15 protein-coding genes are annotated in these 12,712 nt (G+C 32.3%); 4 read left to right on the forward strand and 11 right to left on the reverse strand.

Going from position 1 to position 12,712, the window contains the following annotated elements; translation table 11 throughout:
* Positions 1 to 16 precede the first annotated feature (16 nt).
* The 3 genes from BC961_RS10785 to udk all read right to left on the reverse strand — a co-directional run bounded on the left by BC961_RS10785 (position 17) and on the right by udk (position 2,485).
* The gene (locus BC961_RS10785; RefSeq protein WP_121925868.1) at positions 17 to 1,387 is read right to left on the reverse strand and encodes a methylmalonyl-CoA mutase subunit beta; all 1,371 of its coding nucleotides are present in this window, start codon (positions 1,385 to 1,387) and stop codon (positions 17 to 19) included.
* A 42-nt stretch (positions 1,388 to 1,429) separates the two neighbouring features.
* Entirely contained in the window at positions 1,430 to 1,753 is a 324-nt protein-coding gene (locus BC961_RS10790; RefSeq protein ID WP_121925869.1) for an FtsB family cell division protein, read from the reverse strand.
* A 123-nt stretch (positions 1,754 to 1,876) separates the two neighbouring features.
* Positions 1,877 to 2,485, reverse strand: a complete 609-nt coding sequence (udk, locus tag BC961_RS10795) for a uridine kinase (RefSeq protein WP_121925870.1) — start codon at positions 2,483 to 2,485, stop codon at positions 1,877 to 1,879.
* Between the two features lie 146 nt (positions 2,486 to 2,631).
* On the opposite strand from udk, the gene BC961_RS10800 reads away from it, so the two are divergent.
* On the forward strand, positions 2,632 to 3,213 hold the full coding sequence (locus BC961_RS10800) for a Crp/Fnr family transcriptional regulator (RefSeq protein ID WP_121925871.1): 582 nt from the start codon (positions 2,632 to 2,634) through the stop codon (positions 3,211 to 3,213).
* A gap of 88 nt (positions 3,214 to 3,301) precedes the next feature.
* Positions 3,302 to 4,054, forward strand: a complete 753-nt coding sequence (locus tag BC961_RS10805; RefSeq protein ID WP_121925872.1) for a pirin family protein — start codon at positions 3,302 to 3,304, stop codon at positions 4,052 to 4,054.
* A 154-nt stretch (positions 4,055 to 4,208) separates the two neighbouring features.
* On the opposite strand, the gene BC961_RS10810 is transcribed toward BC961_RS10805, so the two are convergent.
* The 5 genes from BC961_RS10810 to dnaA form a co-directional block, all read right to left on the reverse strand.
* On the reverse strand, positions 4,209 to 5,090 hold the full coding sequence (locus tag BC961_RS10810) for an SDR family oxidoreductase (RefSeq protein WP_170151310.1): 882 nt from the start codon (positions 5,088 to 5,090) through the stop codon (positions 4,209 to 4,211).
* 78 nt (positions 5,091 to 5,168) lie between these two features.
* Positions 5,169 to 6,296 carry a methionine aminotransferase gene (locus BC961_RS10815; protein WP_121925873.1) on the reverse strand — a complete coding sequence of 376 codons (1,128 nt, stop codon included), beginning with the start codon at positions 6,294 to 6,296 and terminating at the stop codon, positions 5,169 to 5,171.
* Between the two features lie 150 nt (positions 6,297 to 6,446).
* Complete coding sequence (locus tag BC961_RS10820) at positions 6,447 to 7,169, reverse strand: SAM-dependent methyltransferase (RefSeq protein WP_121925874.1); 723 nt, start codon at positions 7,167 to 7,169, stop codon at positions 6,447 to 6,449.
* 108 nt (positions 7,170 to 7,277) lie between these two features.
* Positions 7,278 to 7,745 (reverse strand): low molecular weight protein-tyrosine-phosphatase, encoded by a 468-nt coding sequence (locus BC961_RS10825; protein ID WP_121925875.1) that lies wholly within the window; start codon positions 7,743 to 7,745, stop codon positions 7,278 to 7,280.
* 8 nt (positions 7,746 to 7,753) lie between these two features.
* On the reverse strand, positions 7,754 to 9,181 hold the full coding sequence (gene dnaA / locus BC961_RS10830) for a chromosomal replication initiator protein DnaA (RefSeq protein ID WP_121925876.1): 1,428 nt from the start codon (positions 9,179 to 9,181) through the stop codon (positions 7,754 to 7,756).
* Positions 9,182 to 9,366: 185 nt separating this feature from the next.
* Between dnaA and BC961_RS10835 the strand changes: the two genes are divergently transcribed.
* Positions 9,367 to 9,771 carry an acyl-CoA thioesterase gene (locus tag BC961_RS10835; protein WP_121925877.1) on the forward strand — a complete coding sequence of 135 codons (405 nt, stop codon included), beginning with the start codon at positions 9,367 to 9,369 and terminating at the stop codon, positions 9,769 to 9,771.
* Positions 9,772 to 9,801: 30 nt separating this feature from the next.
* On the opposite strand, the gene BC961_RS10840 is transcribed toward BC961_RS10835, so the two are convergent.
* Genes BC961_RS10840 through ribD form a run of 3 tightly spaced genes read right to left on the reverse strand, consistent with a single transcriptional unit; the run spans position 9,802 to position 12,084 of the window.
* Positions 9,802 to 10,431: an IMPACT family protein gene (locus tag BC961_RS10840; RefSeq protein WP_121925878.1), complete on the reverse strand. Its 630-nt coding sequence runs from the start codon at positions 10,429 to 10,431 to the stop codon at positions 9,802 to 9,804.
* 20 nt (positions 10,432 to 10,451) lie between these two features.
* Entirely contained in the window at positions 10,452 to 11,048 is a 597-nt protein-coding gene (locus BC961_RS10845; RefSeq protein WP_121926125.1) for an HAD family hydrolase, read from the reverse strand.
* Positions 11,041 to 12,084 carry a bifunctional diaminohydroxyphosphoribosylaminopyrimidine deaminase/5-amino-6-(5-phosphoribosylamino)uracil reductase RibD gene (gene ribD / locus BC961_RS10850; RefSeq protein ID WP_121926124.1) on the reverse strand — a complete coding sequence of 348 codons (1,044 nt, stop codon included), beginning with the start codon at positions 12,082 to 12,084 and terminating at the stop codon, positions 11,041 to 11,043. The genes BC961_RS10845 and ribD overlap by 8 nt, the downstream gene beginning before the upstream one ends.
* Before the next feature lie 104 nt (positions 12,085 to 12,188).
* Between ribD and BC961_RS10855 the strand changes: the two genes are divergently transcribed.
* A complete protein-coding gene (locus BC961_RS10855; protein ID WP_121925879.1) occupies positions 12,189 to 12,674 on the forward strand; it encodes a GNAT family N-acetyltransferase in 486 nt (161 codons plus the stop codon).
* Positions 12,675 to 12,712: the final 38 nt, after the last annotated feature.

The following is a 12,712-nucleotide window of genomic DNA, read 5'->3' on the forward strand; positions in this document are numbered from 1 at the left end:
CAATTATTTAAAACGTTTAATTATCTTCTAATTTCAATCGTTCTTGCTCAATTTTTTCAGCCAAACGTTTCTCAATAATTGGCTTGATAAGCGTTTTTCTTGGGTTTTGTTTTACAAAAGGGAATAATTCTAAATCACCTTTCATTCTGTCTTGTTTATTAGGGTGCCTGTTTGTTCCTAATAAAATTTCTTTTCCAGTATCGAATAAATTTTGCTCGATGTCCGCGCTTTCTTGAATTTTCCTTTTAATAATTCCGTCATTTAGCTGCTTCAGAAAACCTCCACTTGCTTCGATGTCTTTAAATAAAGTGAGTGATTTTTCAGCTAATTGATTTGTTATCGTTTCTATGTAATAACTTCCATCAGCTGGATTATTCACTTTATCAAAATAGCTTTCATTTTTTAAAATCAACAATTGGTTTCTAGCAATACGATCACCAAATTCATTGTCTTTATGATATAAAGCATCGTAGGGTAGATTTGATATAGCATCTGCTCCACCAATAATCGCACTCATACATTCTGTTGTAGTTCGCAACATATTCACATTGTAATCGTACAATGTTTTGTTTCGTTTAGTAGGCGAAACAATAATATTACAATCTAAATTATGATTGTATTCCTTTGCTATCAGTTTAAATAATAATCGTAACGCACGCAGTTTTGCGATCTCAAAAAAGTAATTTGTACCAACTGCTACCTCAAAAACTATGGGTTGATTGATAGTATCAATTCTATTGAAATATTCATTTGCCTGACCTAAACTATACGCTATTTGCTGAACAATAGTCGCACCTGCATTTTGATACAAAGCAGAATTAATGCTTACTAAAGAAATTGATTTTGTTTGTTTTGAAAGTAAATCTAGCGTTTCAAAATTATTTTTTTCTGTGGTTGAAAACCAATTTCCATCTTTTGCTAATTGTCCTATGGGATCGAGATTGCAAAATATAGTGGTGTTGTTTTTACTTGCAAAAGCATCAATCTTTTTAACGAAATCGATTGAAATAAAGCTAAGATTAAAATATACTGTAACGTCGTTTAATGGTATGTTTTCTAATAAATTTGTAACATCAATGGATTCATTTTCGATTGAAAATCGTAAACTATTTGCGCCACGATTTAAGGTGTCGATGGCTCTTTCTATTGATTTTTCAACGTCATAAACAAATATGTTCTGGCATATTTTAAACTCGGTCGCTTTAGTGGCCACTGAGTATGTTTTAGTCAGCTCATCCTTATGATAAAATGGTTTTACTTGTATGTCCTCGGGAGAATTCCAAACTAAAGTTTCATTATAATCTGCTCCCTTTAGTTCAAACTGGATTTTTTGTTTCCATTGTTTAGAAGAAATAGGATTGAAATCGTCAAAAAGTGTAGCAGCCATTTTGTGTATTATTATATGATTTTTTAATAATTATGTGCGTAATTATTTTTTTTCAATTGTGTCGCCTTCAAATTCGATAAGGTAAATATCTTCGTTCTCTTTTTTCATGTAATATTTTTCGCGAGCATATTTTTCTATTTGTTCAGGGTTTTTCAACTGCTTAATGTTTTGTTGATCTTTTTTTATTTCTTCCTTATAATAAGCAGCGTTATCTTCGAGATCTTCTATTTGTTGATCTAAAATTCGGTGGTCAAAATAAGAGTAGTTGTCTAAAAAAATCATCCACGTAAAAAAGAATAGTAAAACCCAAACGTATTTGTTACTTAAAAATTTAAACCAGGATTTATCTTTATGTGGATTTTTCATTTTTTTTATTTTTAGCCCCGATTGCAATGGAAATCCTTTTTACCTCTTTTTTAAGAGAGAAAAAGATTGTAATGTAAAGCGGGATTAGCTCCTAATCATTAACAAAAGTAAATAACAACTAAGTTATAGTATTTTTTGATTGATAACCGCCCGTACTACGTCTATAGCCACGGTGTTATATTTGTCGTTTGGAATAATAATATCTGCAAATGCTTTTGTAGGTTCGATAAACTGTTCATGCATGGGCTTTAAAGTCGTTTGATATCTATTGATTACCTCGGTCATGTCTCGACCACGTTCTGCAATATCGCGTTTCATACGACGAATCAATCTTTCATCAGAATCAGCGTGAACGAAAATTTTAACATCAAATAACTCTCTTAATTCTGGATTTGCTAGTATTAAAATACCTTCCACAATCATTACTTTTCTAGGATGTGTAAATACGGTGTCGTCAGTTCTATTATGAGTTACAAAGGAATAAACAGGCTGATTAATGTTATTCCCTTCTTTTAATTCCTTTAAATGAGCCACTAACAAATCAAAATCTATTGCACGAGGATGATCAAAATTAATTAACGCTCTTTCATCGAATGAAAGTCCGTGATTTTCTTTGTAATACGAGTCTTGAGAAATGATACCGACTTCTGTTTCTGGTAACTCATTCATAATCTGATGTACAACGGTTGTTTTCCCGCTTCCCGTACCACCTGCAATTCCAATAATCAGCATAAATTTTTTGTTATATTTATAGTAGCACAAAAATAGGAATTTAATCGGGAGTGAATTTTGTTTTAGTAGAATATTTGCTAATTTAATATATGTATTGAGTGGTATTGATAAACATTTTTTACCTTTAGTTTCTAAAAATTACAAAAGTGTATTCCCAAATAAACAAGAATATAGAGCGGTATGTGTCATTCAATGCAGATGAATTAAAGATTTTTAATTCTCTTTTAGAATATAAAGCTATTCCAAAGAAAACTATTCTCCTTCATGAAGGTGAAAGGTGCAACTTTGAAGCTTTTGTAATTAAAGGATGTGTGCGTAAATATTATATTGATGCAAACGGTTTTGAAGTAATTCTGCAGTTTGCGATAGAAAATGCTTGGATAAGTGATATTTCGTTTAGTATCTATGAGGAAAATCCAAGCAGAGTTTATATTGAAACTTTAGAAGATTGTGAATTCTTCCTATTCAACCCCGCAACTAAAGAAGAATTGTTTAGTAGAGCACCGAAATTTGAACGTGCCTTTAGAATCTTAATGCAACGTAGCTTAGCCGTTACTCAAGACCGCTTATTCAATACTATTTCTAAAACAGCAACAGAAAAATATGCTGAGTTTCTAGAACAATATCCAGCACTTCCTCAACGTGTTGCGCAGCATTACATTGCTTCTTATCTAGGTATTTCTGCTGAATTTCTTAGTAAGATTAGAAAAAAAATGACAAAACTTTAAATTACAATTATTCCATTTCTTGTCCTAGTTCAATGCAATTGCTTTTCTTTTGGCGCAAATTTGTACTGTAGAATTAAAGTAAAAGAAAATGGAAAGTAACAATAGTTTAGAAGATCACAAATTAAATCATTACATCTTACATAAAGCGAATACTCGCGGTCATGCCAATCATGGCTGGTTAGAATCCTATCATACTTTTAGTTTTGCAAATTACCAAAATGAGGATCGTATCAATTTTGGAGTATTGCGAGTATTAAATGATGACAGAGTAAATCAAGGAATGGGTTTTGGGAAACATCCACATGATAATATGGAGATTATTTCTATTCCTCTTGAAGGTGATTTAGAGCATCAAGACAGCATGGGAAATACTACGGTTATTAAAGAAGGTGATATCCAAGTTATGAGTGCCGGAACAGGTATTTTCCATAGTGAGAAAAATAAGAACAACAATCAATTTGTGAAGTTCTTACAGATTTGGATTTATCCAAACAAAAAAAATGTAACCCCTCGTTACGACCAAATCTCTCTTGATCTTAAAGATCGACACAATAAATTACAACAAATTTTATCTCCTAATCCAGATGATGAAGGTGTCTGGATCCATCAAGATGCGTGGTTCCACATAGGAAAATTTGATAAAGAATTCTCAAGTTCGTATCAATTAAAAAAATCAGGAAACGGAATTTATGCCTTTGTATTAAAAGGTGATTTTACGGTAGGCAACATTCATCTTAATGAACGTGATGGTTTAGGAATTTGGAACAGAAAATCAATACATATAAATGCTACTTCCGAAGGAGCAGAAATTTTATTGATGGAAGTGCCTATGGAATTATAATTTGGCGAATATTAATCGTGCATTAGTTCATCTATAAATGAAAACTATAGTGCTTACTCCATAGTAAATATCAGCGTTAATTTGAAATTAAAAATTCCCCAAAAATTTAGGCACTATTTGGGGAATTTCTATAAATCATGTTGTTCTATTAATCTTATTTGTTCTTTTTTGCTTTGATCATCATTTCAAGTTGATCCCACAGCTCTTCTGGAATTGCTTCTAATAAATTAAATTGACCAGCACCTTTTAACCACTCACCACCATCTATTACGACTACTTCACCATTTACATAAGCTGAAAAGTCAGAAACGAGATACGCTGCTAAATTGGCTAATTCTTGATGATCGCCAACACGTTGCACAGGGACTTTCTTAGCCATATCAAATTTTTCGGCTAGATCTCCAGGTAACAATCGGTCCCAAGCACCTTTTGTTGGAAAAGGACCGGGGGCAATCGCATTAGTACGAATACCGTAATTTGCCCATTCTACAGCAAGACTTCTAGTCATGGCTAAAACTCCAGCTTTTGCAGTAGCGCTTGGAACGACATAAGCAGAACCTGTCCAGGCATAAGTTGTAACAATATTTAAAACTGTTGAAGTTTTTTGTTTAGTGTCAATCCAATGTTTTCCGAAAGCAAGCGTACAATTTTTAGTTCCTTTTAGTACAATATCAATTACAGTATCAAATGCGTTAGCTGACAAACGCTCAGTAGGTGAGATGAAGTTTCCCGCTGCATTATTAAGTAAAATATCTACTTTACCAAAAGTTTTTAGTACTTCTTGTAGCATATTTTCAACCTCTTCGTAGTGACGCACGTCACATTGTATAGGAAGACAAGACCCGCCAGTTTCTGTTTCTAGTTCTTTTGCAGTGTTTTTTAGTTTCTCTAAATCTCTTGAGGTAATAGCAACTTTAGCTCCTAGTTCTAGGAAATATTTAGTCATTGCTTTTCCTAATCCACTTCCGCCTCCTGTTACGACTATAACTTTGCCTTTTAAAGCATCATCACGTAACATTTTATCTGTATAACTCATAATATATAATTTTTCAATTGTAAATATAACGAAATCAAATAGTATGCGTGCATAATAAAAATAAATAAATCAGTATCTTTATATGCTACACAATCTTTTAGCAGCTGCTTCTAATGTCGCACTGTCTTTTGCAAAACAAAAGCGAATTAGACTTAGATCTTTTCCATCGCCATAAAAAGTGGAGATTGGAATCGCAGCAACGCCATGTTCTATGATTAATCTTTTACAAAAATTTATGTCACTTTTATTTGATATTTCAGCAAAAGAAGCAACTTGAAAATAAGTTCCCTCACAAGGCATCAGTTTAAAACGACTTCCATGTAATAAGCCTCTAAAATAATCTCGTTTCTCTTGATACATTTTCTTGATGTCATCAGTAGAGACCACTTCTAAATATTCACTGATAGCCACTTGGCAAATGCTGTTAACGCTAAAAACTAAAAATTGATGTACTTTTTTAATTTCGATCATTAAATTTTCTGGAGCAATCAAATAGCCTATTTTCCATCCAGTAATATGAAATGATTTTCCAAAAGAAGACACAACGATTGAACGATCGAGTAGCTTTTCTCTTGTATTTGTTGAGATATGTTTCTCTTCAAAAGTGATGTATTCATACACTTCATCAGATAAAAGGAGCATCTTGGGATATTTTTCTAAAATTTTTTCCAATGCTTCAAAATCTGATTGCTTCAAAATTTTTCCTGTAGGATTGTGAGGATTATTTATGATGATCATCTTAGTTTTAGAACAGCAAACATTTTCAATATTTTCCCAGTTTGGAGTATAATCATCGTTTAATGCTACTCTAATTGGCTTGGCATTACAAAGTAAAACTGGTGCTTCATAACAATCATAACTTGGATCTAAAATGATCACTTCGTCATCTACTTTTATTAGAGCAGTTATCGCAGTAAATATTCCTTGCGTCGCTCCTGCAGTTACTAGAATTTCAGCTTCAGGATCGATAACTCTTGAGTAAGATTGATTTGTGAGTTTAGCTATTTTTAAAAGTAAAGGCGGGTAACCAGACATTGGAGTATATTGATGCACATTTTCGCTGGCGAGTTTTGCAATAATATCTGTTAATCTTTTATCAACCGGAAAGTTTGGAAAACCTTGCGATAAATTGATGGCATTGTGTTCAGCGGCCATTTTTGACATTATTGTAAATATACTTGTACCAATTTTTGGGAGTTTGCTCATAAAAAAATCATTAATTCTAATTATAAAAATAGACATTTTATAATTAGAATTAATGATTACTGTTTTGCTTTTTACTTTCGAATAATTTGCTTTAAAAAAACAATTTTTAAAATTTTGAAATCATTTCAAGTAAAGCTATTGATTTAAGATCTACATCTTATGGATGATAAAAATTGTAGGTCGTTTATGTAAATCGATTGTTTCTTTTTTCCAAGCCACTATTTTTTTAGTTTTGATATACTCTGTAGGCAACGTAATATCAGTTGCGATACATAAGTGCGTTTCAGGATGCAGCGTTTGCAGCAAATCTTCTAATAATTTATTATTTCTGTATGGAGTTTCAATAAAAATTTGAGATTGATTTTTTTCGAATGATACGCGTTCTAATGTTTTGAAACTCGCTTTCTTTTCGTCTTTTTCTATGGGTAAATAACCATGAAAGGTAAAACTTTGTCCATTCATTCCTGAGGCCATCATAGCAAGTAAAATTGAAGAAGGTCCAACTAATGGCACAACTTGTATTCCTCGTTCGTGCGCTAATTTTACAATTACAGCGCCAGGATCAGCAACGCCAGGACAACCTGCTTCGCTCATTAAACCCATATTAATTCCTTCTAATAAAGGTTTTATAAAGTCTAAATGTTCTTTAGTCTCCGTATGCTTGTTTAAAACAAATAGTTTTAACTCTGATTGCTTTTTCTCTGCGCTAACTTCTTTTATAGATTTTCGTGCAGTTTTGTCATTTTCAACAATGTAATAATCAATTAGATCAATACTTCTTTTTATGGTTTGTGGTAAAACATCCATAGGATCGCAATCACCCATTGTAGTTGGGATCAGATAAAGTTTTCCTAAGTTAGTGCTTGCTTTCATAAGTGTTTGTATATTCCTAACGTTAATTAGTTACTTTGATAATTAGTTATAATTTGGAAAAATAGATAAGAAGACTGTAGAAAAAAAACACCAACAATTTTTATAAAATTATTGGTGTTTTTCTATTAATCGCTGCGAAATCACATCACATACTTCATCGAGCATATTGTAAACAATTTCAAAACCATTTGGTAAACCAAAATAAGGATCTGGTACGTCTACATTTTCATTTGGAAATAAATCGTTCAAAATCATTTGAACTTTATCTTTATGATCTTGCGTTTTGGCTAGTGCTATTACATTGCTATAATTAGAGCTATCCATAACATAGATATAATCAAAATTGTCGAAGTCACATTCGTTGAATTGACGTCCTTTTTGATCGGAGATGCTTATTTTATTTTTTTTTGCAACAGCAATAGAGCGTTCGTCAGGCGAATGGCCAACATGCCAATTTCCTGTTCCAGCTGAATCAACTTTGAATTTATCTTTTGGAAGTTTAGAAGCTAGAATTCCTTCGGCTAAAGGTGATCTACAAATATTTCCTAAACAAACCATTAAAATTTTAACAGACATAAAAGCGTTTATAGCGTTAGTTTTTTATGGATATCTTCAACAAATTTCTTGAATTGCTTATCAGTTGCAACTAAATTGTCAACAGTTTTACAAGCATGTAAAACGGTAGCATGATCGCGATCTCCAATTTGAGAACCAATATTAGCTAATGAAGCTTTAGTGAATTTCTTTGCAAAAAACATAGCTAATTGCCTTGCTTGTACAACGTGTCTTTTTCTCGTTTTTGATTGTAATGTTTCTAAATCTAATTGGAAATAATCCGAAACAATCTTTTGAATGTAATCAATGGAGATTTCTCTTTTTACATTTTTAACGAATTTTTCAACAACGCTTTTTGCAAGTTCAAGTGTTACTTCTTTTTTATTAAAAGAAGATTGTGCTATCAAAGAAATGATTGCTCCTTCAAGCTCTCTTACGTTTGATTTGATATTACGGGCGACGTATTCTACAATTTCTTCAGGAATTTCAACTCCATCTCTATAAAGTATATTCTTCAATATAGAAATACGTGTTTCGTAATCTGGTTGGTGAATCTCAGCAGATAATCCCCATTTGAAACGAGATAACAAACGTTGTTCGATATCTTGCATATCAACAGGCGCTTTGTCTGAAGTCAAAATCACTTGCTTACCATTTTGGTGCAAGTAGTTGAATATATGAAAAAACACATCTTGAGTTCCCGTTTTACCAGAAAGGAATTGAACGTCATCAATGATTAAAACGTCAATTAATTGGTAAAAATGGATAAAGTCATTTCGGTTGTTTTTCTTTACCGAATCGATGTATTGTTGTGTGAAAATTTCAGCAGAGATATACAAAACTGTTTTCTCTGGATATTTATCTTTTATTTCTACACCAATAGCATGCGCTAAGTGTGTTTTTCCAAGACCAACTCCACCAAAAATTAACAATGGATTAAACGATGTTCCACCAGGCTTATTGGCAACAGCCATTCCCGCAGAACGCGCTAATCTATTTGAATCACCTTCTAAGAAATTGTCAAAACTATAATTTGCATTTAATTGAGATTCGATTTTTAAATTGCGAATTCCAGGAATTACAAAAGGATTTTTTAATTCAGGATTTAAGTTTTTAAATGGAGCATCAACTTCTTGTGGTTTCATAGGAACCCTATTGGCGCTTGGTAACTGTTCTGTGAACGGTTGTTTATTGCCATAAGTGTTTTCCATTCTAATTTTATAAAGTAACTTAGCGTTTTTTCCAAGTTCTTTAGTTAGGGCCACTTTTAATAATTTCACATAGTGCTCTTCCAACCATTCATAGAAGAATTTACTTGGAACTTGAATATACAAAGCGTTATCGGTAAGTTCAACTGACTTGATTGGTTCAAACCAAGTTTTGTAAGCTTGATCTTGGATGTTGTCTTTGATAAAAGACAAACAGTTTTCCCATACTGATTGAGCAGTTTTGTTCATATATTCTATTAAGTTGTTTTTTAATTGGTAATTTTTATCTTACTAAAAAAAAGATGTTTTGTTATCTATTATCGGGGTAACAAATATGTGAACAAATTTCTATAAAAAAAAATTTATGGGGTTATAATTTCCCGAATAATTGTCGTAAGGGGTTCTTTAGAATCAAAATTTTTAACAAAAAACTTATGAAAGATCATAAAACAGAAGTAAGGGTTCGATACTCAGAAACAGACCAAATGGGAGTCGTTTATCACGGAAATTACATTCCTTATTTTGAGATAGGACGCGTGGAATGGCTTAGAGATAAAGGGATTTCGTATAAAGCTATGGAAGAAAGCGGTATTGCACTTCCAATTGTTTCAATGAATATAAATTATAAAAAGTCAGCGCGTTATGATGAGTTGTTGACGGTTCATACCGTTTTTAAAAGGCGGTCGTCCGTAAAGATTGAATTTGATTGTACTATTTATAATGAATCTGATGAGTTATTAACAACTGCCCATTTTATTTTGGTTTTTGTGTCCTTAAAAACAGGACGACCAACAGCTCCTCCAGATAATATTTTAGAATTGTTTAATACACTTGATTAAAGAGTAAAACAAAAGCTTTTTAATAAGAAATTAAATGCGATTTATTTCAATTTCAAACATAGAATTAAAAATGTCGAATATCATTTCGGCATTTTTTTTTCGCGTTTTAATTTCAATTTTTCCCATTGGCAATCCTGAAATTTCATTTAGTTCCATTTCTTGATTTTCAATATCAAGCTTTTTCTCTTTGATTACGCGCATTACTTTATTCATGTTTTTATAATCAAATGAAATGGTAAAGTGAATATCTATTGTTTTCTCCACAATTTCGCAACTTTCAAGAACTAATTGAGCAGTAGTTTTATAAGCAGAAATTAAACCTCCTACACCCAGTTTTACACCACCAAAAATCCGTACTACTACGATAAGTAAATTTGTCAGTGAAAAAGACTGGATTTGACCATAAATGGGCATTCCAGCAGTGTTACTAGGTTCGCCGTCATCATTTGCACGATAGGTAAAAGCATCAGTGCCTATTTGATAAGCGTAGCAAAAATGTCCAGCATTTGGGTGCTGCTTGCGTAAAGTTTCAATTAGTGGTTTGACTTCATCTTCGGATGATATTGGGAAAGCATATCCGAAAAATTTACTGTTTTTTTTCTTGAATAATAATTCTTCTGAGGAATATTCAATTGTATTGTAGGTATCTTTAATTTCCAAAAAAAAGTGTGTTTTCTAAATTAAATTTTTTTAAGTAGCTCAACAACATCCTCTTGTCCAACTTGTAAATTCCAAACCTGAAATCCTAATGAAAGAGCTGCATCAGTATTTTCTTTTTTGTCATCCACAAAAAGTGTTCGTTTGGGATCTAACTCATGATTGCTAATCAAATGTTTGTAAATTTCTAAATCTGGTTTTCTTAAACCAATTTCGAATGAGAAATAAACTTTTTCAAAGCATTGGTAAAAATCGCTGTAAAATGAAATGCCATTTCTTTGTTCAAAAGTGTCAATGTGAATAGCATCAGTATTTGAAAGTAAAAATAATCGGTAGTTATTAGAAAGCAATTGTAAAAATTCCAGTCGATACAAAGGAAAATCAAGTAAAATAGCATTCCATGCCTTTATTATTTCATCTCCAGAAGCATTAGGAATATTTTTTTGTAATCCTTTAATAAAATTTTCACGTGAAATTTTTCCTGTCTCAAATTGCATATTTAAATCATGCATTTCAGTACTCCATTCCGTAATTCCTAATTTTTTAAATTCTGATACAGTTGCTTGTTTATCTAAATTGATAAATATATCGCCAAAATCAAATATTATTGTATTAATCATCATTTCTTGAAATTATAAGTTGGTCATTATCTATGAATAATTTTTCTACTAGTTTGTGCTGAAAAAGTGGTGCTTTAGTTCCTGAAACAAATTTGTTTTCACCAATAAAAACTCTCGCTTCATCCCATAAGTTAGCATCAATAAAAGTCTGTAGTGTTTTTCTTCCGCCTTCAATTATCACCGATTGAATGTTATGCTTATAAAGCGAATTTAATATTTGATCAGCGAGGTCTTTTTCAAAATTGATACTTTCAAAGATAGTGTTTTCTTCTGCATTCGCGCTTTCGATACTAGAGAATAAAATAGTTTTGACTTGATTATCAAGAACATGACTATTTTTAGAAACTCTACTCTTTTGGTCTAAAACGACACGAACTGGATTTTTACCATACCAATCTCTAACGTCTAATTTTGGATTATCATCAATAACTGTTTGTGTTCCCACAAGAATTGCTTGTTCCTCGCTACGCCATTTATGTACTAACTGCCTCGAGTAAGTAGTAGTAATCCAAACAGGTTTTTGCTCCGTTTTTTGCGAAGGAGCAATAAAGCCATCTGCGCTCTCTGCCCATTTTAAAATTACATAAGGTCGCTTTTTCTGGTGGAAAGTAAAAAAACGTTTATTCAATTCATTACAATCGTTTTCTAAGACAGCAGTAATAACGTTAATTCCCGCAGCGATTAACTTTTTAATTCCGTTGCCAGCTACTTTTATATTAGGATCTACGGTGCCAATAACCACATTTGGAATCTCATTTTCAATAATCAAATTGCAGCAAGGAGGTGTTTTACCAAAATGGCTACAAGGTTCCAAACTAACGTAAATAGTGGATTTTTTAAGTAAGGATTTATCTTTAACGGAGTGTATGGCATTAACTTCTGCGTGCGGTTCTCCTGCTACTTTGTGCCAACCCTCTCCAATTATTTTACCATCATAAACGATAACGCTCCCTACCATTGGGTTTGGATAGGTTGTGCCAAGTCCATTTTTAGCTAATTCGATGCACCTTCTTATGTATTTTTCATGTATTTTCACAATGTAAAAGTAGTAATTTTTGAGTTGATGATTTTGTTTCAAAACTTTTGAGATTTAACACAAACTATTTCTATTTTTGCGAGTATAATTAGATTTTTTAGAAAATGGAAAATTACAGTATTAGAAAAATAAATAAGGAAGACAATCAGCAAGTTGCTGAGTTGATACGTTCCATTTTTGATGAAATGGATATTCCTAAAGTAGGAACAGCTTATGCTGATCCTTGCTTGGATCTTATGTTTGAAGAGTACAATAAGCCCAAAGCTGCTTATTACGTGGTGGAACATAACGATAGAGTAGTGGGATGTGCAGGGATTGCGCAATTAGAAAACGAAGCTGATACAGTTTGTGAATTACAAAAAATGTATTTTCTTCCAGAAATTCGCGGTTTAGGAATTGGAAGTGAAATGATGTCAGTGTGCATGCAAAGCGCAATCGCTTTTGGTTTTGAAAGTTGCTATTTAGAAACGATGCCATTCATGCTTGATGCACAAAAACTATATAGAAAATCAGGCTTCGAAAATATAGATGCTCCCATGGGTAGCACAGGTCATGTAAGTTGTCCCGTTTGGATGCTGAAAAAATTATAGACTGACCCTTCACTCTTATTGTCGTTTTCTTTCTAAAA

Source organism: Flavobacterium weaverense, assembly GCF_003688495.1.
Classification (GTDB): Bacteria; Bacteroidota; Bacteroidia; order Flavobacteriales; family Flavobacteriaceae; genus Flavobacterium; species Flavobacterium weaverense.